General features: G+C 64.2%; 22 protein-coding genes. 14 read left to right on the plus strand and 8 right to left on the minus strand.

What is annotated here, in order from left to right; genetic code table 11:
• Positions 1 to 105: 105 nt before the first annotated feature.
• The 9 genes from BLU32_RS10310 to BLU32_RS10350 all read left to right on the plus strand — a co-directional run bounded on the left by BLU32_RS10310 (position 106) and on the right by BLU32_RS10350 (position 9,425).
• Entirely contained in the window at positions 106 to 1,404 is a 1,299-nt protein-coding gene (locus BLU32_RS10310) for a Xaa-Pro peptidase family protein (RefSeq protein ID WP_093806736.1), read from the plus strand.
• 50 nt (positions 1,405 to 1,454) lie between these two features.
• Positions 1,455 to 2,450, plus strand: coding sequence for a thiamine pyrophosphate-dependent dehydrogenase E1 component subunit alpha (locus tag BLU32_RS10315; protein ID WP_093806738.1), 996 nt, complete (start codon positions 1,455 to 1,457; stop codon positions 2,448 to 2,450).
• 11 nt (positions 2,451 to 2,461) lie between these two features.
• On the plus strand, positions 2,462 to 3,457 hold the full coding sequence (locus tag BLU32_RS10320; RefSeq protein WP_093806740.1) for an alpha-ketoacid dehydrogenase subunit beta: 996 nt from the start codon (positions 2,462 to 2,464) through the stop codon (positions 3,455 to 3,457).
• Positions 3,447 to 4,787, plus strand: coding sequence for a biotin/lipoyl-containing protein (locus BLU32_RS10325; RefSeq protein WP_093806742.1), 1,341 nt, complete (start codon positions 3,447 to 3,449; stop codon positions 4,785 to 4,787). Before BLU32_RS10320 ends, BLU32_RS10325 begins: the two co-directional genes overlap by 11 nt.
• A 28-nt stretch (positions 4,788 to 4,815) precedes the next feature.
• Entirely contained in the window at positions 4,816 to 6,246 is a 1,431-nt protein-coding gene (locus BLU32_RS10330) for an NAD-dependent succinate-semialdehyde dehydrogenase (protein WP_093806744.1), read from the plus strand.
• Between the two features lie 10 nt (positions 6,247 to 6,256).
• The gene (locus BLU32_RS10335; RefSeq protein WP_093806746.1) at positions 6,257 to 7,165 is read left to right on the plus strand and encodes a 2-oxo acid dehydrogenase subunit E2; all 909 of its coding nucleotides are present in this window, start codon (positions 6,257 to 6,259) and stop codon (positions 7,163 to 7,165) included.
• Positions 7,166 to 7,167: 2 nt separating this feature from the next.
• Positions 7,168 to 7,947, plus strand: a complete 780-nt coding sequence (locus BLU32_RS10340; RefSeq protein ID WP_093806748.1) for an SDR family oxidoreductase — start codon at positions 7,168 to 7,170, stop codon at positions 7,945 to 7,947.
• 99 nt (positions 7,948 to 8,046) lie between these two features.
• Positions 8,047 to 8,766: a spermidine synthase gene (locus tag BLU32_RS10345; RefSeq protein WP_093806750.1), complete on the plus strand. Its 720-nt coding sequence runs from the start codon at positions 8,047 to 8,049 to the stop codon at positions 8,764 to 8,766.
• An 8-nt stretch (positions 8,767 to 8,774) separates the two neighbouring features.
• Positions 8,775 to 9,425, plus strand: coding sequence for a class I SAM-dependent methyltransferase (locus tag BLU32_RS10350; RefSeq protein WP_093810856.1), 651 nt, complete (start codon positions 8,775 to 8,777; stop codon positions 9,423 to 9,425).
• Here the strand turns inward: BLU32_RS10350 and BLU32_RS10355 are convergent.
• The 4 genes from BLU32_RS10355 to BLU32_RS10370 all read right to left on the minus strand — a co-directional run bounded on the left by BLU32_RS10355 (position 9,422) and on the right by BLU32_RS10370 (position 13,470).
• Complete coding sequence (locus tag BLU32_RS10355; RefSeq protein WP_093806752.1) at positions 9,422 to 10,159, minus strand: Asp/Glu racemase; 738 nt, start codon at positions 10,157 to 10,159, stop codon at positions 9,422 to 9,424. The two genes, BLU32_RS10350 and BLU32_RS10355, sit on opposite strands and share 4 nt — an antisense overlap.
• Positions 10,156 to 11,328: a Xaa-Pro peptidase family protein gene (locus tag BLU32_RS10360; RefSeq protein WP_093806754.1), complete on the minus strand. Its 1,173-nt coding sequence runs from the start codon at positions 11,326 to 11,328 to the stop codon at positions 10,156 to 10,158. The genes BLU32_RS10355 and BLU32_RS10360 overlap by 4 nt, the downstream gene beginning before the upstream one ends.
• Positions 11,325 to 12,395 (minus strand): pyridoxal-phosphate dependent enzyme, encoded by a 1,071-nt coding sequence (locus BLU32_RS10365; protein WP_093806756.1) that lies wholly within the window; start codon positions 12,393 to 12,395, stop codon positions 11,325 to 11,327. The genes BLU32_RS10360 and BLU32_RS10365 overlap by 4 nt, the downstream gene beginning before the upstream one ends.
• A gap of 277 nt (positions 12,396 to 12,672) precedes the next feature.
• On the minus strand, positions 12,673 to 13,470 hold the full coding sequence (locus BLU32_RS10370; RefSeq protein ID WP_157727617.1) for an Fpg/Nei family DNA glycosylase: 798 nt from the start codon (positions 13,468 to 13,470) through the stop codon (positions 12,673 to 12,675).
• A 226-nt stretch (positions 13,471 to 13,696) separates the two neighbouring features.
• On the opposite strand from BLU32_RS10370, the gene BLU32_RS10375 reads away from it, so the two are divergent.
• From BLU32_RS10375 to BLU32_RS10395, 5 genes are read left to right on the plus strand one after another with little or no spacing between them, the layout of a single operon-like run.
• Positions 13,697 to 14,419, plus strand: a complete 723-nt coding sequence (locus tag BLU32_RS10375) for a 2OG-Fe dioxygenase family protein (protein ID WP_093806760.1) — start codon at positions 13,697 to 13,699, stop codon at positions 14,417 to 14,419.
• A gap of 19 nt (positions 14,420 to 14,438) precedes the next feature.
• Positions 14,439 to 15,788: a hypothetical protein gene (locus tag BLU32_RS10380; protein ID WP_093806762.1), complete on the plus strand. Its 1,350-nt coding sequence runs from the start codon at positions 14,439 to 14,441 to the stop codon at positions 15,786 to 15,788.
• Complete coding sequence (locus BLU32_RS21790) at positions 15,763 to 16,569, plus strand: hypothetical protein (protein WP_157727618.1); 807 nt, start codon at positions 15,763 to 15,765, stop codon at positions 16,567 to 16,569. Before BLU32_RS10380 ends, BLU32_RS21790 begins: the two co-directional genes overlap by 26 nt.
• Positions 16,566 to 17,789 carry a hypothetical protein gene (locus BLU32_RS10390; RefSeq protein WP_157727619.1) on the plus strand — a complete coding sequence of 408 codons (1,224 nt, stop codon included), beginning with the start codon at positions 16,566 to 16,568 and terminating at the stop codon, positions 17,787 to 17,789. Before BLU32_RS21790 ends, BLU32_RS10390 begins: the two co-directional genes overlap by 4 nt.
• The gene (locus tag BLU32_RS10395) at positions 17,790 to 18,443 is read left to right on the plus strand and encodes a LysE family translocator (protein WP_093806768.1); all 654 of its coding nucleotides are present in this window, start codon (positions 17,790 to 17,792) and stop codon (positions 18,441 to 18,443) included.
• A 16-nt stretch (positions 18,444 to 18,459) separates the two neighbouring features.
• Here BLU32_RS10395 and BLU32_RS10400 read toward each other — a convergent pair whose 3' ends face one another.
• The 4 genes from BLU32_RS10400 to BLU32_RS10415 form a co-directional block, all read right to left on the minus strand.
• Complete coding sequence (locus tag BLU32_RS10400; RefSeq protein ID WP_093806770.1) at positions 18,460 to 19,782, minus strand: TRAP transporter large permease; 1,323 nt, start codon at positions 19,780 to 19,782, stop codon at positions 18,460 to 18,462.
• Position 19,783: 1 nt separating this feature from the next.
• Positions 19,784 to 20,311 (minus strand): TRAP transporter small permease subunit, encoded by a 528-nt coding sequence (locus BLU32_RS10405; protein ID WP_208977012.1) that lies wholly within the window; start codon positions 20,309 to 20,311, stop codon positions 19,784 to 19,786.
• Positions 20,312 to 20,374: 63 nt separating this feature from the next.
• Positions 20,375 to 21,448: a C4-dicarboxylate TRAP transporter substrate-binding protein gene (locus BLU32_RS10410; RefSeq protein ID WP_197673738.1), complete on the minus strand. Its 1,074-nt coding sequence runs from the start codon at positions 21,446 to 21,448 to the stop codon at positions 20,375 to 20,377.
• A gap of 93 nt (positions 21,449 to 21,541) precedes the next feature.
• Positions 21,542 to 22,018, minus strand: coding sequence for a CoxG family protein (locus BLU32_RS10415; RefSeq protein ID WP_093806774.1), 477 nt, complete (start codon positions 22,016 to 22,018; stop codon positions 21,542 to 21,544).
• Between the last annotated feature and the right edge of the window lie 8 nt (positions 22,019 to 22,026).

Raw genomic sequence — 22,026 nt, forward strand, 5'->3', positions numbered from 1 at the left:
CACGGCGCGACACCATGTGCGGTTTAGTCCCGATAGCGGACCTTCATCACCAACACCAAGATCGGCTGGCAAGCGCTGTGGCGCGCCGCCCAGGGAGACCTTTCCATGACCAATGCTCTCAATCCCCGCATCCTGCAGCCGGGCGACATCGATCCAAACTGGCGCTGGGACAGGCATATTCCTGCTCTCGGGCACACTGCTGTCGACTTTGAGCGCCGTGTCGACCACGATCGGTTGCGCCGCTACCGCCTGTCGCGCACCAAGGACGCGCTGAAAAAGTCCGGGCTCGGCTCGCTGCTGACCTTCGACGTCAACAACATCCGCTACATCACCGGCACCAAGATCGGCGAGTGGGAACGCGACAAGATGTGCCGCTTCGCGCTGCTCGCCGGCGACGAGGAACCCTACGTCTGGGATTTCGGTTCGGCCGCGGTGCATCACAAGGAGTATTGCGACTGGCTCGATCCGGAGCGCTGCCGCGCCGGCGTCGTTGGCATGCGCGGCACGATCCCGCCGAGCTTCGGCCTGATGAAACGCTACGCGGAAGAGATTGCCTCTCTGATCAAGAAGGCCGGCATGGCCGACATGCCGGTGGGCGTCGACTATGCCGAAACGGCGATGTTCTTCGCGCTCCAGGAAGCGGGGCTGAACGTCGTCGACGGCCAGCAGGTCATGCTGGGTGCACGCGAGATCAAGAACATCGACGAGATCCAGTTGCTCAACCAGGCGGCCAGCATGGTCGACGGCGTCTATCACATGATCTGGCAGGAACTGCGTCCGGGCATTCGCGAAAACGACATCGTCGCGATGGCCAACAAGATGCTCTACGAGATGGGCTCCGACGACGTCGAGGCGATCAACGCCATTGCCGGCGAGCGCTGCAATCCGCATCCGCACAACTTCACGGACAGGTATTTCCGCCCCGGCGACCAGGCGTTCTTCGACATCCTGCAGAGCTATCAGGGCTACCGCACCTGTTACTACCGCACGTTCAACGTCGGGCGCGCCACACCGTCGCAAACCGACGCCTATATCCGCTGCCGCGAGTGGCTGGACAACGCCATCGCCCTGATCAAGCCGGGCGTGTCGACGGACACGGTCGCCAAGGCATTCCCCAAGGCGGAGGAGTTCGGCTTTCCCGACGAGCTTTCCGCCTTCGGGCTGCAGTTCGGTCACGGACTGGGCCTTGCCCTGCACGAACGCCCGATCATCAGCCGTGCGGTCTCGCTCGACAATCCGATGGAAATCCAGACCGGCATGGTGTTCGCGCTGGAGACCTACTGCCCGGCGTCCGATGGCTATTCCGCTGCGCGCATCGAGGAAGAGGTGGTCGTCACCGACAAGGGATGCACGGTGATCAGCCTGTTCCCGGCCGAGGATCTTCCGATCGCCAACCGCTACTGACGAATACGGGCGCCGGCGTCGGCCGGCGCCGGCCAGGGAGGAGGCCAGACATGAGTGCCGCACGAAAAAAGAAGACGAATACGGAAGACTATCTGCGCATGTATCGCCAGATGATGCGCATTCGCGCCTTCGAGGACAGGGCCAACCAGCTCTATCTCTCCGCCAAGATGCCGGGCCTGACCCACATGTACTCCGGCCAGGAGGCCGTGGCGGTGGGCATTTGCGAGGCCCTGACGGAGACCGACAAGATCACCTCGACCCATCGTGGCCACGGCCACTGCGTGGCCAAGGGCGCGAACTTCAAGGAGATGTTCTGCGAGCTCCTCGGCAAGGAGGAAGGTTATTGCCGGGGCAAGGGCGGATCGATGCATATCGCCGACCAGGGCAACGGCAACCTCGGCGCCAATGCCATCGTCGGCGGTTCGATGGGCATCGCCACCGGAGCGGCATTGAGCGCCAAGATGTTCAAGACAGGCGATGTCACGGTCTGTTTCTTCGGCGACGGGGCAACCGCCCAGGGGCTTTGGTACGAGGTCATGAACATGGCGGCACTCTGGGGCCTGCCGGTGATCTATGCCTGCGAGAACAACGGCTACTCCGAATACACCAAGACCGCGGAAATCGCCGCCGGCTCGCTCACCGCGCGTGCCGAGGCCTTCGGCATCGAGGCGCATGTTGTGGACGGACAGGACGTGCTTGCCGTCAACGACCTGACCCAAAAGCTGGTGGCGCGGGCGCGCAAGGGCGAAGGCCCCTTTTTCATCCAGTTCGATACCTACCGCTACCATGGCCACCACGTCGGCGACATCAACCGCGAATACTACCGGGCCAAGGACGAGGAAGCGCTTTGGAAGACCGAGCGCGACCCGATCGTCAATTTCGGCAAGTGGCTGACCGACCAGGGCATTGCATCCTCCGAGGACCTTGAGAAGCTGAAGAGCGAGGTCGAAGAAGACGCGCAGGCCGCTGTCGCCTATGCGGAGGCCGCCCGCTATCCCGACGAGAACGAAGTGGACATGCATGTCTACGCGCCCAGTGCGGCATGAGGAGGCGCGATATGAGAGAGATCACACTGTCAAAAGCGGTGAACGAAGCGATCGCCGAGGAAATGCGCCGCGACGAAACCGTGTTCCTGCTTGGCGAGGACGTTGCCGAGGCCGGCACACCCTTCAAGGTGCTGTCGGGTCTTGTCGAGGAATTCGGCACCGAGCGCATCATCGACACGCCGATTTCCGAACCCGGCTTTACCGGCATCGCCGTTGGTGCAGCGCTTACGGGATCGCGTCCGATCGTCGACCTTATGTTCGGGGACTTTCTGTTCCTGATCATGGACCAGCTCTGCAATCAGGCCGCCAAGGCCTATTACATGTCCGGCGGCAAGCTGAATGTGCCGATGGTGCTGCGCACCAACCTCGGCGCGACCCGCCGCTCGGCCGCTCAGCACTCGCAGTCGCTGCATGCGCTGGTCGCGCATATTCCCGGCCTGAAGGTGGCGCTTCCCTCCTCCGCCTATGAGGCGAAGGGGCTGATGAAGACGGCGATCCGCGACAACAATCCCGTCGTAATCTTCGAAGACAAGCTGATGTATCAGGACAAGGCGCCGGTGCCGGAAGAGGAATACCTGATCCCCTTCGGCGAGGCGAACGTGAAGCGCGAGGGAAAGGACATCACCCTGATCGGCACCTCCTCCATGGTGCAGGTTGCCGAGGCCGCCGCCGAAGCGCTGGCAAAGGAAGGCATCGAGGCGGAGGTGATCGATCCGCGCACCATCGTGCCGCTTGACGAGGAGACCCTGCTGCGCTCGGTCAAGAAGACCTCCCGCGCCATCGTCATCGACGAGGGCCACCAGAGCTACGGCGTGACGGGGGAGATCGCCAGCCGACTGAACGAGAAAGCCTTCTATCACCTTGACGCGCCGGTGGTGCGCATGGGCGCAATGGATGTGCCGGTACCCTTCTCCCCCGCGCTTGAGGATCTGACCGTCCCGACGGTCGACGCCGTGACGGCCATGGCCCGCAGGCTGGTGGCCGGGGAGATGATCCATGCCGCATGACGTCATCATGCCGGCTCTCGGCATGGCTCAGGATTCTGGCCTGATCGTCTCCTGGCTGAAGAGCCCGGGCGATGCGGTCAAGGCCGGCGACGCGCTGATGGAGGTTGAAACGGACAAGGCGACCATGGAGGTCGAGGCGCAAGCCGACGGCTTTCTGACCAGGGTCACGGCGGCTGCCGGCGACAATGTGCCGGTCGGAAACGTGGTCGCGGTGATCGCCGAAACCGCCGACGCGGAAGAGGACGAGGCCGATCCCGCCGCGCAGCCGGAAGCTGTTGAAGAACCGCCAAACGAGTCCGCTTCCACCGACATGCCGGAGGGCAAATCCGTGATCATGCCGGCGCTCGGCATGGCCCAGGACACCGGTCTTCTGGTTTCCTGGCAAAAGGCGCCAGGGGATGCGGTAGCAGCCGACGATGTGCTGTTTGAGGTCGAAACCGACAAGAGCACGATGGAAGTACCGGCGGGACACGACGGGTTTATCGCGGCCCTTCTGGCCGAAGCCGGCGACAGCGTACCGGTCGGCGAGAGCGTCGCGATCATCTCGGCCGAAAAGCCCGCAGATCCACAGCGCAGAAGCGCCGCAGCCGCCGCCAAGCCGGCGGCGGCATCGCCGGCGTCCGGCACAAGGGCGCAAGAGGCGCCGCCGGCCAAGGCGACCGCGCCGGTCAAACCGACACCCGCACCAGTCAAGGTCGCTGCAGTCGAAGGCGTCATTCTCGCTTCGCCCAAGGCCAGGCGGCTGGCGCTTGAGGAAGGCCTCAACCTCTCCCGCCTGGTAGAGGCCGGCCATCCCCAGCCCTTCCATGTCCGCGATCTCGAAACGCTAAGGACGATGCCGGCGCGGGACGCAGCAACGGCTGCGTCATCAGGAGAAACCGCAGCGCGCCATCTCTCGGCCCGCGTGTCTTCGGACGGGCTTGCCCGTTTCCTCGCATGGGCGCGTGAGGAAACCGACAGGTCCGCCGATGCAACGACGCTGCTTGCCGGTTTCGCCAAGGCGAGCCTTTCCGCCGTCGAAGGCCATGCGGATCCCGTAGTCCTTGTTGAAACCATGTACGGCTCGGCACGTTTTCCAGCACCTGCCCAGGACGATGAATACACCGCGTCCGAAGAAGCGGACCTGATCGTTCGGGACCTGCGCGCCTCGTCGCTGAGCGGGTTGCGCATGGGCGCGGAAGCCGCACCCGTCCTGACCCTCGTGCAGGATGGCGAGACGCTCACCCTCACGCTGGAGTGCGCACCCGGAGATCTCGACGCGCGCGCGGCAATCGCACTCGTTTCCGAATTTGCCGGACGGCTCGAGAATCCGCTTCGCCACCTTCTTTGAACTCAGGCTCTGACCCTTGGAGTTTCCGATGGACTACACCGATCTCTACATCAACGGCGACTGGCGTCCCGGAGCCGAGAACGTCCGCTTCGACGTCATCAACCCGGCGACCGAAGAGGTTCTGGCCTCCGTCGCCTCGGCCGAGATCGCGGATGCCGATGCGGCTCTCGATGCGGCCCAGGCCGCCTTCGCCGAATGGGCCGGCTACACGCCGCGCCGGCGCTCGGAAGTGCTGCGCAAGGCGTGGGAACTGATGACCGCGCGGCTCGATCACTTCGCCCGCCTGATCACGCTGGAAAATGGCAAGGCGCGTGGCGACGCCATCGGCGAGGCGACCTATGCCGCAGAATTCTTCCGCTGGTTCGCCGAGGAAGCCGTGCGTGCTGATGGCATGCTTACCCATGCGCCGGCCTCCGGCGCACGCATTCTCGTCCAGCACAAGCCGGCCGGCATCGCCGTGTTGGTGACGCCGTGGAACTATCCGGCCGCGATGGGAACGCGCAAGATCGCTCCGGCGCTCGCCGCCGGCTGTCCGGTGATCATCAAGCCGGCGTCGGAAACGCCGCTGACGATGCTGGCGCTGATGCCGCTTCTGGAAGAAGCCGGCGTTCCGAAGGGCCTCGTCAATGTGCTGCCCTCGCGCCGCACCGGGGCGCTGGTCGACCACATGCTTCACGACCCGCGCGTGCGCGTGGTATCCTTCACCGGATCCACCCAGGTCGGACGCAAGCTGCTGCATTCCGCAGCTGACCAGGTGCTGAAACCGGCGATGGAGCTTGGCGGCAATGCACCGCTGATCGTCTTCGAGGACGCCGATCTCGACGTGGCGGTGGAAGGCGCGATGCTCGCCAAGATGCGCAATCTCGGCGAGGCCTGCACCGCCGCCAACCGCTTCTACGTCCATGAAAGCGTGGCGCAGGCCTTTACCGAAAAATATGTCACCGCCATGGGCAAGCTGAAGCTCGGCAACGGCATCGAGGACGGCGTCGACGTCGGTCCGCTGGTCAATGCGGAGACCCGCGACAAGGTGGCTGAATTCGTCGAGGACGCGGTGCGCAAGGGCGCGGTCATCGAACTCGGCGGAACCAAGCCTGACGGCACCGGCTTCTTCTATCCGCCCACGGTCCTCTCCGGTGTCCCCGAAACGGCGGACTGCGTGCACGACGAGATCTTCGGTCCCGTCGCGGCGATCCAGACCTTCACCGACCAGGAAGACGTTATTCGACGTGCCAATGCGACCGAATACGGCCTTGTCGCCTATGTGTTTTCAAAAGACATGAAGTGGGCGCTGCAGGTCTGCGAAAGGCTGGAATACGGCATGGTCGGCCTCAACCGGGGCCTCGTCTCCGACCCCGCGGCGCCTTTTGGCGGGGTAAAGCAATCCGGTCTCGGCCGCGAGGGCGGGCACGAGGGCATGCTGGAATTCATGGAAACCCAGTACATTTCCGCAAGCTGGTAGGAGATCTGCAATGTCCATCAATGCCTCTCCCTCGACCCGCGCCTATGCGCGTCAGCAGGGCGTCGATCTCGACGCCCTCGCCTCCAACACCGGACGCCAGACCCTGGCGCGTGAGGATGTGGACTGGCACCTGAGCGGCGAGCATGCCGCCCCGACTTCCGACCACAGCCGGTACTGGAACGTGGATCACTCCGCCTATGGCGCCGTCAGCGAGGAACCGCTTGGGCGCATGGCGCAGGTCGCCGCGAAGAACCTTGCCGCCGCCAATGCGATGATCCCGCAGGTGACCCATCACGACCGCGCCGACATGCGCGCGGTCGAGGCGTTTCGCGCCGGCCTGAAGGCGGAGGCGGCGGAGCGCGGCACGCGGCTGACGGCGCTTGCCTTCCACGTGAAGGCACTCGCACAGTGCCTGCATGAGTTCCCCCGGTTCAATGCATCGCTCTCCGCCGATGGCGAGACGCTCCATCTCAAGCACTTCGTCCATATCGGTATTGCCGTCGACACGCCAAACGGGTTGATGGTTCCGGTCGTGCGCGATGCCGACCGCAAGGGTCTTTGGCAGATCGCGGCGGAAATCTCCGATCTCGCGGCACGCGCGCAGGCCCGAAAGATCCGCGCGGAGGAAATGGGCGGGGCCTCCATGTCGATTTCCAGCCTCGGCGGGATCGGCGGTACCGCCTTCACGCCCATCGTCAATCCGCCGGAGGTTGCCATTTTGGGTCTCACCCGCATGGAGACCGTGCCGGCCTGGGAGAACGGAGACTGGACGCCCGTCCCCATGGTGCCGCTCGATCTCAGCTACGATCACCGCGTCCTCAACGGCGCGGACGCGGCCCGCTTCTTGACCCGCTATGCGGCCCTCATCGGCGATCCGCGCAAGCTGGTGCTGGCAAATGTCGCAGCCCGGGCGACCTGACCATGACGCATCCGCCCCCCGCCTCGCCATTCGACCTCAGCGGGCGCACGGCACTGGTCACCGGATGCAGCCGAGGCATCGGGCGCGCGATCACCGAAGCGCTTGCGCATGCCGGCGCCGATATCGTCGGCGTCAGCACCAGCCTTCCCGACGACGGCGGTGAGACCGGCGCAGCGGTTCGCGAAAAGGGACGGGCTTTCCGGCACTATCGGACCGATCTCGGTGAGCGCGAGGCGGTCGCAGGTCTCATTGCCCGGCTGGATGAGGCCGACGAACGGATCGACATTCTGGTCAACAACGCCGGGATCATCCGTCGCGAGCCGCTTGTCAGCCATTCCGATGCCGATTGGGACGATGTTCTGGCCGTGAACCTCACCGCGCCCTTTCAACTCGCCCGCGATCTGGGTGCGAAGATGGTGGCTCGCGGAAGCGGCAAGATCGTCTTTCTCGCCTCCGTCCTGAGCTTTCAGGGCGGGCTTACCGTACCGGGCTACGCCGCCACCAAGGGCGCGGTCGCCAACCTGGTGAAATCCTTCGCCAACGAATGGGCGTCATCCGGCGTCAACGTCAACGCTGTCGCTCCCGGCTATATCGCGACGGACAACACCGCAGCCCTTCGAGACGACGATGACCGCTCGAAGGACCTCCTCGCCCGCGTCCCGGCCGGCCGCTGGGGCGAACCGTCCGAGATCGCCGATCCGGTCGTCTTTCTGGCAAGCGACGCCGCACGCTTCATGCATGGCACGACGCTGATCGTCGACGGCGGCTGGCTGGCGCGCTGACTGGCCCGCCCCGACAACTTGCTCCGGCGTGGCGAAGCGCCGATAAGGGGGAGACCCAGGCGCGAGCCGCAGGGTCGAAACCGCCCAGGGAGCCCGAGCGTGAGCGCATTGTTTGAAGAACTCGACTATCGGCCGACCCCCATCGGCGCTTTGTCGCTGCGCCGCCGTCGACTTCTGGCGCTCGATGTCGACGTCTTCGAGATCATCCTCGGCGACGAACACCTAATGTCGAGCCTGTTCACGGCGTCCGAAATCGCGCTTGCGAAAATTGGCCTCGACGCCTGCACCGGCGATGCACTCGATGTCGTAGTCGGCGGGCTCGGGCTCGGCTACACCGCAAAGGCCGCGCTCGACCATCCGCGTCTCGCGTCTCTCACCGTTGTGGAGATGCTGGAACCGGTTCTCGACTGGCACCGCGAGGGTCTGTTGCCGCTCGGTGCGGAGTTGACCGCCGATCCGCGCTGCCGGCTCGAGCAAGGCGATTTCTTTGCACTCGCGCAGGGATCGACCGGATTTGCAGGCGAACGCCCCCCCCGGTTGCTCGACGCGATCCTCGTCGACATCGATCACACGCCGGACGCGCTGCTCGACGAGCGCAGCACCGCTTTCTATGCGACACCCGGTCTGACGGCGCTTGCCGACCACCTGAAGCCCGGCGGCATCTTTGGCTTGTGGTCGGATGCGCGCGAGGACAAAGCCTTCACCAACCGTCTCGGCACCGTCTTCGCCGAGGCCTGGGCGGAACCGGTGACCTTCCACAATCCGTTGCAGGACAAGCCTTTCACCCAGACCGTCTATCTGGCGCGCAAAGGCGGATGACAGCACGCATGCCGCCTGATGCCTGTCCGGTGTGCCGCTGCGCGACCGTTCACGCGCTCGCCCCCATCGACGGGCTGACCTACTGGCGCTGCGACACCTGCGAGGCGACCGTCCTCGATCCCCGGCATTTTCTGTCAATGGAAGACGAACGCGCCCACTACCTTACCCATGACAACCGGCCGGACGACCCCGGTTACCGGCGGTTCATGATGCGCCTTGCGGTCCCGCTGATGGAGCGGCTTTCGCCGGGGTCAAAAGGCCTCGACTATGGCAGCGGGCCGGGGTCGGCTCTCGCCGCGATCCTGCGCGAGGCCGGGCACGATGTGGCGCTCTACGACCCGTTCTTTCACGACGACCCGAGCGTGCTGAAGCGGCGCTATGATTTCGTGACCTGTAGCGAAACGGCGGAACACTTCCACGCCCCCTTCGCGGAATTCGACCGCATGGCCGCGCTGCTGCGTCCCGGCGGGCTGCTTGGCGTCATGACGCTGTTTCAGACCGACGACGCAAAGTTTGCCGGCTGGCGCTATCGGCGCGATCCGACCCATGTGGTTTTTTATCGCGCGGCGACCCTGCGCCATATCGCGAAAACCCGGGAATGGCGCTGCGACATCCCGGACAAGGACATCGCCCTGATGCACGTACCGGAAACCGGTTAAGCCTGCGCCATCAACTGTCCGAACCCCGGCGCCATCGGGGCACCGGCAAGCTTGCAAAGATGCCAGGCAAGCACCTGGTTGCTTGAAAACACCGGCTTGCCGATGCGCACCTCCACCTCTTCGAGCAGGTCGAGCGTGCGCAGGTTGGTGCAGGAGAGAAACACCGCCTCGACTGAAGGATCCGCGCCCAGACGGGTTGCCGCGTCGATCACGGACGCAGGGGCTATCCGCGCCACCTTGGACTCTTCCGCCACGTTGAAGGATCCGAACACGGGAGTGTCCACGCCCCCTCCCGCCAGCCGCTGCCGCAACATGTCCGAGACATCCTCGACATAGGGCGACAAGAGCGCAAGACGGGTGATCCCGCCAGCGCGGCAGGCCGCAATGAGCGCCTGAACCGGATCTGTGATTGCCTCGACATTCGCCCCGGCGCGGACCAGTTCGGCCACGCGCGCACTGCCGATCACCGAGGCACCGGAGGTACAGGCATAGCCGACGGCGTCGAAGCGCAGCGCATCGGGAAAGAGCCCCGCCGCCGCCGGAAGATGCGCCTGCATGGCAAGCAGCGTTTCCTGCGTGACCTCAAGCCCGCTCGGCACGCGCGAAACATGGACCGCGGTCTCCATCGGCAGGAGGCGCCGGAAGTCGCGCTCAATGGTCTCGTCCGCCTGAAGGATGATCAGCCCGAGGCGGACGGGATCGGGCGTGTCGAGATCGAAGGAAAAGACAGTCATCGCCGCGCCTCAAGGCACAGGATTTCCGGATCCGCCCGCGTCGAGAGAAATTCCGCGCCGTGATCGCCGATCACGATGTTCTCCTCATGCACGAGGATACGACCCGGTTCCACCTCGATGCCGGGTTCCAGCGTCAGCGCCATGCCGGTCGCAATGCGTGTGCGGTCCTGCGGGATCAGCGAGGGCCATTCGGTCAGTTGCGTGCCGAGCCCGTGGCCGAGCCGTCCGGTATCGCTGCCGCCCTGCCCACCGGTGACGATCTTGTCCATCGCATGAAAAAGGTCCGCCGCCGTAACGCCCGGACGGGCGATGTCCATTGCCGCGTCGACGGCGTCGAGGAGTTTGCGATGCGCCGCGCGAACGGCCTGTGACGGCGCACCAATGGCGAAGTTGCGGTCGAAATCGCAGAAATAGCCGTCATGAACCAGTCCGGTGTCGAGCATGAGCACATCGCCCGGTGCAAAGACGTGACCATCAGCAGGTGAGATCACGTCATGATATCCGCCGGGTCCGCAGGGGCAGGCGAGATAGGGCACCCAGTCGGCCCCCTCCTCCAGACACAGCATCTGGAAACGGCGCGCCACGTCGTCGAGCCTTGCACCCGCCCCCGCGATTTCGCCGACACGGGCAAAGGCACGGTCGGCGACCTCGCACGCCTTGCGGATCTTTTCGACTTCCGCCGGTGATTTGCGGATGCGCAGCGCACGCATGATCCCGGCGTCGCCGACAAATGTGACCGGGGACAGCGCGGCTTCCAGCCGTTTAAAGTCGGCGAGAGGCATGCGCAGGGAGGATTCCGCGCCCATAGGCAGGCCGAGCCGCCGGTTTACGCCCGCAACCTCACGCAGGGCCTCCGCCAGCAGCGAGACGCCATCGTCTTCAAGGTCCGGCGAGCGCCAGCTGCGGACGTCCTCGATCCAGGTCTGCGCCATCAGGCTCGCGCCGATGGAGGGGATCACGGCCACCGGATCGCCGCCCGCCGGCACCACCAGGAACCAGGGCCGCGTCGGGCTTTCCCAGAAGCGCGTCAGAAAGCCCGAGAAGTAGCGCACATCCGGCTCGCTGGTCAGCAACAGCGCATCGAGCCCCGCGTCAGCCATCGCCACCTGCGCCCGCGCGACGCGGGCGCGGTATTCCGTTACGGGAAATCCGCGCCCTTCCCCGCTCATGCGCCCGCCTCCTCACTGACGATTGCAAGGATCCGGCTGTCCGGCCCGAGGCCGAGCGCGGCCCGCTCATCGCCGTTGGCAGTCATCACCGCGGCAAGTCCGGCTCCACCCGACGGCGTTGTCGCCAAATCGGAATCCGCCAGTCGCGCCAACACACCCTCGACATCCCGGTCATCAATGGTCACAAAAAAATCGGCATCGCGCGAAAGTCCCTTAAGCGCAATCAGCGAGGGAACCTTGCAGTCAAGCCGGCCCATCGACGATACGCCGCCCTGCGCTACCCGCACCTGGCGTGCGCGGATCGCCCCCTGGAGCGCTGGCGCCTGCGACGGTTCGACAACGACAATGGCCGGCGCATCGCCCCATACGGCCCGGGCACGCGCAGCAGCCGATGCGGCAAGCCCGCCGACACCGGCCTGCAGGAAGATATGCGTCGGCGGCCCGGGAATTTCCGTAAAGACCTCTTCCATCAACGCGAGGTAGCCCTCCATCAAGCGCAGGGGCCGATCCATGTAGCCCGGCCAGGAGCTGTCGGAAAGAAGACGCCATCCGTTGGTGTCGGCAGCCTTTAGTGCCGCAGCCATGCTCGCCTCATAATCCGCGCCCTCGCGCATCACATCCGCACCCTTGGCGCGCAACCGTTCCGCAAAGGCCTCCGGCACCGTATCGGCGATATAGACCACCGCGCGGGCACCGAACACACGTGCCCCCGCCGCGACGGAAAGTCCGTGGTTTCCGGCGCTCGCGGTGACATAGGTGACCCCCTCGAGCGCATGAGCCGGCACCTCGACACCAATATCCATCGCATCGCAGGCCACCACATAGGCAGCGCCCAGCGCCTTGAAGCTGCCAAGACCCATGCGCGCGCGTTCATCCTTGACGAAAAGGCTTGCAACCCCGGCGCTGCGCGCAAGGCCAACGGCGTTGACGAGCGGTGTCGGCTCTGCCGCAGGACACCGATCAAGGAGCGACAGGACCCGGTCCGCACCAATGCTGGGAACCAGCACTCCCGCAAGCCCGGCGACCGCATCGTCGCACCCACGTCCGGCATTCTTCAAGACCTGCAACAGCGCCTCTCCCCAACAGCAATTCCCCGATCAAGGCACGGTCGCGCGGATTGACAAAAATGTCGAGCCTCCACCGGGAAACGCCGGCGGAACCGATCGAAAAGCTGGCCGTATGCCGGTTGGGGGCGGCGACATGTCGGCCTGGCGCCGTTTCACCGTCTGCAGGCTATGAACGATAGGCCCCACGTGTGTTGTGGAGGCTAGAAAATTTTGCGCATTTCCAGCACCTTCGCGCCTGCTGTCGGAACCAGGTCGTCTCCTACCGACCCTGCCGCATTCACGAGCCTTCGACTTCAGGCAGCGGCTGGCAGACCTCGCAAGCGAACGCACGCCGCGTATCGATCTCCATACGGACAATCGCCCCGTCGCATTTCGGGCAGCGATCCTTGTTGAAGATGTTCACCCGCTCGCGGTAGCGGCTGCGGCCGGGCGACACATTGTCGATGGTGACAATCGCGTTCTTGCGCACGCCGATTTCCAGCAAATGCACGGCATCGGTCCAAATCGCCTCGAATTCCTCGCGTGTGATCTCGCGACCGAAACGATGCGGATGGATCCCCTGCCGCCAAAGGATCTCGGTGCGATAGATATTGCCGATCCCGGCCATCACCGCCTGGTTCATGATCAGCCGGCCGATGCTCGTGCGGCTGCGAGAGATCCGGGTGAACGCCCGCTCCGGATCGGCGTCCTCTCGCAAGACATCCGGACCGATGCGCCCCTTCAACGCCTCGAAACCGTCCACATCCAACGCTTCGCAAATCGCCGGTCCGTTGATGTCGACCAGATGGGTGTCGCCCTCAAGCCTGACACGAACCGCGCCAACGGGATCGGGCGCGGGCAATTTACGCTTCCGGACCCGCCCGAAGAGGCCGAGGTGGACATGCAGATAGTCCTCCCCGTCGAACCGATAGACGAGATGTTTGCCATAGGCTTCGACGTCGAGACAGGCGCGCCCGTCGAGATGGTCCGCGCCCGCACTGAACCGCCCCTGCGGCGAGGATACGCGCAAGGACCGCCCCGCAAGGATGCGGCGGTGGTCGCGCGCAGCGCGGTGGATCGTATGCCCCTCGGGCATGGTACCTCCTTGCGAAATAGGGGAAAGACGCGACCGGACACGGCGCATGGCAAAAGTTACGCATCCCGGGCGTCGGTCGGATCAGTGATCCGAAAACCGGCCCGAAATATCCGTTCCGCGACCACGCCGGGGCCTTTGGTCGGTCAGATTGCAACAACGGCAATTGCAATCTTGAGTATACAATGTAAAATCGCACAACCCGCCAAGAGGCACAGGATGCGCGATCATGGACCACATCGGATTTCATCTCGGACCACTCGGGTACAGGATACTGGAGATGCCTCCGCTCTCTCCCCAGGCGCACGCCAATTTCGGCCAATTGCCGGAGGATCCCTACTACAAGGAGCGCTGGCGCCAGTTCTCCCAGTACATCCTGTTTCACGAGCACGACCGCTGGGCCTGCCGGGTGCTGACCCATCGGCCCTTCATCCAGGCAAAGGCCTACAACCAGAAAGTCGGCGGCGTGCGCCGGGAATTCGAACCGATCACAAGCGTCGATCCCACACCCCAGTTCGCAACGATTGCCGAGGCATTGCGCTTCGACACGCGTGCGGTGTTCCAGGTCAATCTCCACCAGTGGCGCACCCGCGTTGACGCGGTGTTTCAGGGCAAGACCATCCCCGAAGGCCCGCATCGCGACGGTCATCACATCACCAGCGTGACGGTCTGGGCGCGCTCCAATGTCACCGGAGGGGACTCCACCCTCTACCAGATCGGCAAGACCGAACCGTTCTTCGAGCAGGTGCTGGACCCGGGACAATGCCTCATCATGCGCGACGAGGACATGGTCCACGGCGCCCGCGACATATGCGCCGCCTCCGAGGAAGGCGGCTATCGCGACATCTGGGTCATTTCGATCAACCCCTGGGCCGACCGGCGTTACGGACAGGAATTCGAGGATTTCGCAACCGCCGACGCCTCACCGCCGAGCTCCGTGGCCGCCGAATGATGCAGCCGGACGCCTGACCATGCTCGCTCTGACGGCCCGCGAGCCCTTCATCGACCTTAGCGCCCGGGAGATCCAGTCGCTTGCCGAGCGCCACGGCACGCCGCTCTTCGTCTATGACGACGCCTGTTTTCGCGACGGCGTGTCGGCGTTTTTGAAGACGTGGCAATCGGCATTCGCAAACACAAAGGCCTATCTCTCCTACAAGACGAACTACATGCCCGCACTCTGCCGCTCCGCTCACGCGCTTGGCATGGGGGCCGATGTGGTGTCCGGTTTCGAGATGGAGCATGCACTGCGTCTGTGCGCGACCCGCGACATCGTGTTCAACGGTCCGTTGAAGCGTGCCGAGGAACTTGAGAGCGCCGCCCGCAAAGGCGTCACCGTCAACATCGACCTTGCGGAGGAGATCGAAACGCTTGTGGCGCTGCGCGCCGCAGGACGGATCGCCGATGCGCGTCTCGGGCTTCGGGTCAATCCGGGCCTCCCCGTCTTTTCCGCGCACGACCCAAGTTTCGTTCAGGCGCATGCCGCAAAGCAGCGTTCGGCAAAGTTCGGATGGCCGCTCGACAACGGTCTGGCGCGGCACATGGCCGAGCGAATATCGGCTTCAGGGTTTCGTTTCGAAACCGTGCACGCGCATCTCAATTCACAGATCACCGGCGAGAAGCTCCTTCTCGCAGCACTGGAACCGCTGCTCGGCTTCGTGGCTGACCTGCGCGCATCCGGCACGGACATTCGCGAACTCAATGTTGGCGGCGGCTTTGGCGTTCCCGGGATGCAGCGCAGCAAGAGAGGCTGGTGGAGCGCCCTCAAGACCACGATGGGCGAACGCCCCGAGGACGATCCCGACGAGGCGTTCGACATGGCCGCCTTCACCCGGGCGCTTGCCCGGCGCCTGCGCGACCACGGGCTCGACGGTCTTTGCATCAGTTGCGAGCCCGGCCGCTACCTGATGTCGGCCAGCGTGGCGCTCGTTACCCGCGTCGCCGGCGTGAAAGCGCTGCCTGACAAGCAATGGGTGGTGATCGACGGCGGCCTGAACATCCTCCCCACCGCAGCCTTCGGGGAACGGCGCCGGCTTCGCTTCGTCCGGGCCGGCGAAGAACTGTCGGTGCAGAAGGACGACCCGGATTGCGCCCTCGGGGGGCCACTCTGCTTTGAAGGCGACGTGGTCATGGACCACGCAAGGGTGCCTGCATCCCTTTCCGGCGGGGATCTCGTCGTCCTCTCGGATGCCGGCGCCTATACGATCTCGCGCTCCACCAACTTCAACCAGTTGCGCGCCGCGGTCGCCCGGCGCGACGGCAGCGACGGGACCCTCGTCTGGCGAAGGGAAACATACGATGACGTCTTCAGCTTTTCGGATTGAGCCGGCCCCCCTCGTCGGGGAAAAGCCCGAAACTGACGGGCGCATTTTCCTGTGGGCGACACCACGCTCGATTTCCACGGCGCTGGAACGGGTGATGAAGAATGCCGATGACCTCGACGTTCTGCACGAGCCATACACCGACACTTATTATTTCAGTTCGAAGCGGCGCTCGCGGCGTTACGGCGATCCGGCCACCCTGGCACAAGATCCCTTTGAGGCGGAAGCGGTCAACGCCCGGCTGGAAGAGGCTGGCCGGCGCGGGCCGGTTTTCGTCAAGGAACTCGCCTTCCAGGGCGAACCCTATGTCACGGACGCTTTGCTGAAGACCGCCAGGAACGTGTTCCTGACCCGCGATCCCCTCAAGGTCTATGCCTCGCTCATCCGCATCAAACCGGATTTCACCGAGGACGAATTCGGCTTCACGGCGCTGGAACGCGTGTGGACCCGCGTCCACGCGCTGCGCGCTGCGGCAATCGCCCTCGACGGAGAGGAGTTTCGCGCCGACCCGCATGCAATCGCATACAAGCTTTGCGTGTGGAGCGACATTCGCTATTCTGCGGAAATGTTGACATGGGACGACGGTCGCATCCGGAACTGGGCGCCTCACGAGGAACTCTCCCAGGCAAAGTGGCACGCAACCCTGGAGCAAAGTCGCGCAATCCTGCCGCCCGCGGCCGACACACCGGTGCGTGTCGATGCGGCTCACCGCGAGATGGTAGCGCGTGCGCAGAGGATCTACCACCGGTTGACGGCGAACAGGTTGAGAACGGATCCCAGATGAGTGCCGCGCCCCGAACCCTCGTTCTCTTTCCCGATGCCCATGGCATTGCGCGCGGCAAGCTCATCAACCGGGACCTGTCCAGAAACGCGCGGGTCGGCTTTTCCTCCGGCGTCTTTTCCAAGGATGTCTATGGCCACCCGGTGCTGTTTTCCGTTCTTGCCGAGCCCTTTGGTGCGGCCGACATCAAGGTTGACGTCAGCGCAAGGGATGCGGTGCTGCTCACCGACGGCGCGGCACTCGCGCTCGGAACCACCGCCCTTGCCATTGGATCCGTGACCGACCCGCGGGGAAAGCCGCACCCGCTCGACATTCGCGCGCATCTGGACGCATTCCTGTCCGCCACGCCACAGTTGAAGCGCCTGCGCATCGGCGCGGAGCTTGAATTCAACCTGATCGACGGTCCGGCCAGGGCTTCCCATCTCGCTCCAGACGGACAGGCCTATGCCTTCGGCGGAATCGGGATCCGCCAGCGCTGCCTGTCCGACATGCTGGACGCGCTGGACGGCGCCGGCATCGATTGGCGCGACCTGTCACAGGAAAACGAAGTCGACCAATACGAGATCGCGCTGGCGCATACCGATCCGCTTGACCAGGCCGACCGGATCTTCCTCGCGCGCCTGATCTGTCGGATGGTCGCCGCACGTCATGGGTTGCGATGCACCTTCATCGCCGTTCGCGACCAGCAGGTATCGCCCAGCAACCTACACCTGCATGTCTCTGACCCTAACGCGAAAGAAGACCGTCGGGCGACCGCGACACGGATCGCATGCGCAATGCTGCGGGTGCTGGACGAAGCGTTTCTGGCAATCTGCCCGACGCTCAACAGCCGCCATGCAGAGCACATTGCCTCCTTCCGTTCCGGGACAAGCAATGTCAGTGACGGCGGCCGCTTCTCGACGCTGCGACAGCTGGAGGAAAACGGCACGCCGCGGGTGGAACTTCGCACACCAACCGCCGACGCCAATCCCTATCTCGCGATCTTGATGGTCCTTGCCGGCGTGAGCATGGCAGAGGCAACCGATGCGCTTCCTGCTCCCAGGCCGCTTGACTTCGTCTTTGCCAACAGCATCGCAGCCTTTGAGGAAAGCCGGCTTGTCCGCGCTGCGTTGCCGGCCGAGGCCATCTCGCTTTTTGCGTCAATGAAACGCCACGAAGCCCTGAAGGCCGCCGAGTTCGCGACCTTCGAGGCGGAACGCGATGCGCTGCTGAAGGCCCTGTGAATGGTTCCGTCGACCGAACTCGCGACCGCCCTCGGCATTCAGGCCGTCGCGATGTTGGTCCCCGGTCCCAACCAGTTCCTACTGCTCACGTTGTCGCAACGCAGACCCGCCACACGGCTTTCCGCCGTGGTCGGCATCGCCACGGCGGGCCTTGTGTTTTCCTCCGGCGCCTGCACGGCGATCTATTTCGCCGGAGAAGCCACAAGCGAACGCGTCTTCCTGCTACTGAACGTTCTGGGCAGCCTGTATTTGATCTATCTGGGCGCAAGAATGCTGATCGACATGGTCGCACCCGGGCGACAACCGCTTGTCGAACAGCGAATAGACGAGGCTCCGGCCGCCCGGTGGCACGCCTTCCCGAGTGGGTTCCTCGTCAATATCGCCAATCCGAAGTCGGCCGTGTTCTTCGGCTCGGTGTTTGCGACCACCCTGCCGCTCGCGGCAATGACGCCATCGGACTATGTGCTTGTGGTTCTTCTGTTCTTCGTGAACTCTGTGATCGTTCACGGTGGGGTCTCGCAAGCCTTCGCGCTGCCCGGCCTTCAGCACGTTCTGCGTGCCCGGCGCAGGCTGATCGCCTCCGGTTCCGCGCTCGTCTTCCTCGCTTTCGGGCTGACGACGCTTGCCCATGTGGGGCTCAGGCTCACGAGGTAACGCCGCCCGGCTGGAGCTATCCAATCACCAGTTGCGGAAACAATGCAATCAGCACCAGCACGCCAAGCATCACCCCAACGAACGGCAGCGCACCGGCAAAAATCGACTCCAGCGACGTCTTTCGATCTCCCAGTGTGGAATGCACCGTAAAGATCGAGATCCCGAACGGCGGTGTCAGAAGGCCGACCTCAACCGCGATCACGGTAATGATGCCGAAATGTACCAGGTCGAAGCCAAGCCCCTGGGCGATGGGCGCGGCAATCGGCACGACAATCAACAGGATGGAACTGCTGTCGAGGATCATGCCGAGCAGCAGAACGAGCAGGACATAGATCACCAGGAAGCCCGTCGCGCCAAACCCGCTGTTCTGGACGAAATCCCCGATGGCATTGGGGATGCCGGCAACGGCCAGCATCTGGCTGTAGAAGCCGGCAGCCACGAGCAGGATGAGGATCCCCACGGAAATCGACCCGGTCTGCGTCAGCACGCTCCAGGAGCGCCGCAGGTTCAGGCTTCGGCGCAGGATCGCGATCACAAGCGCGGCAAACGCACCGACACCGCCGGCTTCCGTCGGTGTGAAGAAGCCGGAATAGAGCCCGCCGAGAACAAAGGCGACGAGAACGATGATCGGCAATGACTTGAAGAGGATTTCGCTGCCGGACAACCTTGGCGCGTCCTCCGTCTGACGGCTCTTTTGCTCAAGATGGTCCCGGGTGAAAACGAAGCCCGGCGCGAATTTCGCCAACATCAGGATCATGATCACGAAGCCGCCCGCCAGCAGCGCGCCCGGAACCAGTCCAGCGATGAACATGCGCCCGATCGATTGTTCCGCGAGCACGCCATAAATGATCAGAAGCAGGCTGGGCGGCACCAGCATGCCAAGGACCGAACTCCCCGCAACGGTGCCTGCGGAAAACGACGGCCGGTAGCCGTGCCGCGTCATTTCCGGCACCGCCACCTTTGTGAAGACGGCGGCGGAGGCGATGGAGACGCCGGTCACGGCGGCAAACACGGTGTTGGCCGTGACGGTCGCGATGCCCAGTCCGCCGAGCAGTCGGCGCAACAATGTCTCGGCCACATCGAAGGTGTCCTTGCCGACATTCGAAACGCTGACGAGATGCCCCATCAAAACGAACAGCGGGATCGTCGCGAACAGGTAATTGGCAACGCCGTTGTAGGCGGCGATCGACATCAGCTTCATCGCGAGATCGAAGTTCCCGCGAATGATCCACACACCGGCAAAGCCGACGGCAAGAAGCGCGACCGCAATCCGCATACCCATGACCACGAGCACGAACAGGACACCGATCAGCAGCAATCCGATGGAAATATCGCTCATCTCAAAGTGCCCTGCCAGGTCCGAGGATCGGCAGTCTGCCAAGAGCCTCGACGAAAAATGCAAGCGCTGTCGCGGCAGAACCGCCAACGACGATCATCCGGAACGGCAGCGTGGGCAGGGTCCAGACACCGCGCACGCCAAAGAATTCGTCGCTCGTCCAGGCCCGGACGGTGTCAGGCCATGCCGCAAGCGCAACGAGCGCGAACAGGACCGCCCCGGTCAACCCGAACAGCACCTCAAGCGTCACGACAGACTTGGGTGCGAGCCGGTTCAGCCCGCGCTGGAGAAAGTCGGCACGGATCAAGGTGCCGTTGAGGGCCGCCGCGGGAAGCATCAGGAAAACGATCGCAACCACTGAACGGGCCGCGATCTCCGCGACGCCGATGATCGGCATCGCGAAGAAATTGCGGCCGACGACGTCGGCCACGATCAGCAGCATGATCGCAAAGATCCAGAGCGTCCCCACCGCGGCAACGGCGTTGAGCACGCCTTGCAGACCCCGCCGGAACCAGCTTGCGTTTGCTGACATCGACCTGTCCTGCTGCATGTTTCACCCCGTCGTCGCGCTGTTGGACACAAATCGCCTTTTTGCTCAGGCCTCGGCAGCCCAGTCGCGGGCCGGAGTGATGCCACGCTCCCTGAGAGCCGCGAAATAGGCCTTCAGGACCTTTGCCGCTGCCGGACCATTTGCATCCAGCCAGGGCTTTGCGACATTCGGCAGCGTCGCCGCCCAACGTTCACGCTCGGCCTGTGCCATGTCGTTCACCTGAAGTCCGGCAGCCACCATCTCCTTCATGGCATTGGTCGCGCGTTCGGTCACATAGTCGCCGTGACTGCGCGACGTGATGCGGCCGGCCTCGCGAAGCGCCGTCTGCACGTCCGCCGGGAGCGCGTCGTAGAAGGTTTTGTTGACCGCAATGCCGCCGAAATACATCGACCCGAAGCCGACTCGCGCAAGCTTGGGTGCAACCTCATAGACACGCGTCGGCTGGATGCCGCTGGCAAAGGACAGCGTGCCTTCAGAAACGCCGGTCTGGATGTCCGTGTAATAGGTGGTCAGCGCACCGTCGACCGGCGTGCAGCCCGTGTCGGCCAGCCAGTTGGCCGAGGTGCCCGGCGCATTCAGACGACGGTTCTTGATGTCGTCGACCGAGTTGATGTCGAAATTGGCATAGACATCGTAGTTGTCGGTCACCAGCGAGGACAGATGCACCATGTTCTGGTCGGTCCAACCGGCCTTCAGCTCCGGCAGTTCCTCGGTGAGGCGGTCGAAGACGTCGATGACGACGTTGTGGTCGGAATTGGCGAAAGGCGTGAAATAGGTCACGTTCTGCAAGGGCATGGACGAGCCCTCCCAGACGGTTCCGACCATGCCGATGTCGACAATGCCGTCGCGCACCGCTGCGCGCGTGTCCTTGAACTTGTAGAGCGTGCCGCCGTAGTTCTCACCCCAGTTGACGACGTAGTTGCCGCCGGCATCCGCCAGGAGCTTGTCGAGCGCCGGCTGCAGCGCCGTCTGCATCGCATAGACCCAGATGTTGTTGGTCGGATGGCTTGAGCCGATCTGGATGCTGATGGTCTCCGCCGCAATGGAGCGCGTGTTGAGATAGGGCATGGCAAGAAGCGCGGACGTGCCGGCCAGGAAACTTCTGCGTGTCGGGTTCATTTGGGTTCCTCCCTCTGTATATCCCGTGCGTTGCGCGGGTTTTTCGTTGCACAGTCGAGCTTCCGGCGGTTGGCCCGCCGGGTCGTTTTCAATTCACTCCGCCGGTTCCGGCGCCAGCACGGGTTCCGTGCGTTCCGCCAGGATTTTCTGGAAGTTGGCAAAGAATTCACCGGCAAGCTTTTGCGCCGTCGACTTGATAAGACGGTTTCCAAGCGACGCCAGCTTGCCGCCGACCGCCGCCTCCGCGGTATAGGTCAGACGCGTCATCTCCCCGTCCTGCTCTAGCGCGACCCTTGCCGCGCCCCTGGCGAATCCGGCGATGCCCCCCGACCCCTTGCCGGACAGGATGCAGGAGACGAGCGGCACGATGTCGCTGAGTTCGACGCCGCCCATGAACCGGGCCGACACCGGCCCGACCTTGAGCTTCACCGTCGCGGCGAACTCGGTCTCGCTGGTCTGCTCCAGCGTCTCGCAGCCCGGGATCGCGCGTTCCAAAACGTCTCGGTCGAAGAGCGCCGCCCACACGGTTTGCGGATCGGCATTCAGTTCCTGTGTGCCCTCAAGCTCCATTGCAGGCC

The organism is Stappia sp. ES.058 (assembly GCF_900105595.1).
In the GTDB taxonomy this organism is placed as follows: Bacteria; Pseudomonadota; Alphaproteobacteria; order Rhizobiales; family Stappiaceae; genus Stappia.

What these genes read in the sequence shown, in the direction of transcription:
- BLU32_RS10310 (WP_093806736.1), top strand. Translation starts at nt 106, where the DNA reads ATGACCAATGCTCTCAATCCCCGCATCCTGCAGCCGGGCGACATCGAT.
- BLU32_RS10395 (WP_093806768.1), top strand. Translation starts at nt 17,790, where the DNA reads ATGGTTCCGTCGACCGAACTCGCGACCGCCCTCGGCATTCAGGCCGTC.
- BLU32_RS10390 (WP_157727619.1), top strand. Translation starts at nt 16,566, where the DNA reads ATGAGTGCCGCGCCCCGAACCCTCGTTCTCTTTCCCGATGCCCATGGC.
- BLU32_RS10360 (WP_093806754.1), bottom strand. Translation starts at nt 11,328, where the DNA reads ATGAGCGGGGAAGGGCGCGGATTTCCCGTAACGGAATACCGCGCCCGC.
- BLU32_RS10370 (WP_157727617.1), bottom strand. Translation starts at nt 13,470, where the DNA reads ATGCCCGAGGGGCATACGATCCACCGCGCTGCGCGCGACCACCGCCGC.
- BLU32_RS10400 (WP_093806770.1), bottom strand. Translation starts at nt 19,782, where the DNA reads ATGAGCGATATTTCCATCGGATTGCTGCTGATCGGTGTCCTGTTCGTG.
- BLU32_RS10405 (WP_208977012.1), bottom strand. Translation starts at nt 20,311, where the DNA reads ATGTCAGCAAACGCAAGCTGGTTCCGGCGGGGTCTGCAAGGCGTGCTC.
- BLU32_RS10375 (WP_093806760.1), top strand. Translation starts at nt 13,697, where the DNA reads ATGGACCACATCGGATTTCATCTCGGACCACTCGGGTACAGGATACTG.
- BLU32_RS10320 (WP_093806740.1), top strand. Translation starts at nt 2,462, where the DNA reads ATGAGAGAGATCACACTGTCAAAAGCGGTGAACGAAGCGATCGCCGAG.
- BLU32_RS10325 (WP_093806742.1), top strand. Translation starts at nt 3,447, where the DNA reads ATGCCGCATGACGTCATCATGCCGGCTCTCGGCATGGCTCAGGATTCT.
- BLU32_RS10340 (WP_093806748.1), top strand. Translation starts at nt 7,168, where the DNA reads ATGACGCATCCGCCCCCCGCCTCGCCATTCGACCTCAGCGGGCGCACG.
- BLU32_RS10335 (WP_093806746.1), top strand. Translation starts at nt 6,257, where the DNA reads ATGTCCATCAATGCCTCTCCCTCGACCCGCGCCTATGCGCGTCAGCAG.
- BLU32_RS10350 (WP_093810856.1), top strand. Translation starts at nt 8,775, where the DNA reads ATGCCGCCTGATGCCTGTCCGGTGTGCCGCTGCGCGACCGTTCACGCG.
- BLU32_RS10380 (WP_093806762.1), top strand. Translation starts at nt 14,439, where the DNA reads ATGCTCGCTCTGACGGCCCGCGAGCCCTTCATCGACCTTAGCGCCCGG.
- BLU32_RS10355 (WP_093806752.1), bottom strand. Translation starts at nt 10,159, where the DNA reads ATGACTGTCTTTTCCTTCGATCTCGACACGCCCGATCCCGTCCGCCTC.
- BLU32_RS10410 (WP_197673738.1), bottom strand. Translation starts at nt 21,448, where the DNA reads ATGAACCCGACACGCAGAAGTTTCCTGGCCGGCACGTCCGCGCTTCTT.
- BLU32_RS10415 (WP_093806774.1), bottom strand. Translation starts at nt 22,018, where the DNA reads ATGGAGCTTGAGGGCACACAGGAACTGAATGCCGATCCGCAAACCGTG.
- BLU32_RS10315 (WP_093806738.1), top strand. Translation starts at nt 1,455, where the DNA reads ATGAGTGCCGCACGAAAAAAGAAGACGAATACGGAAGACTATCTGCGC.
- BLU32_RS21790 (WP_157727618.1), top strand. Translation starts at nt 15,763, where the DNA reads ATGACGTCTTCAGCTTTTCGGATTGAGCCGGCCCCCCTCGTCGGGGAA.
- BLU32_RS10330 (WP_093806744.1), top strand. Translation starts at nt 4,816, where the DNA reads ATGGACTACACCGATCTCTACATCAACGGCGACTGGCGTCCCGGAGCC.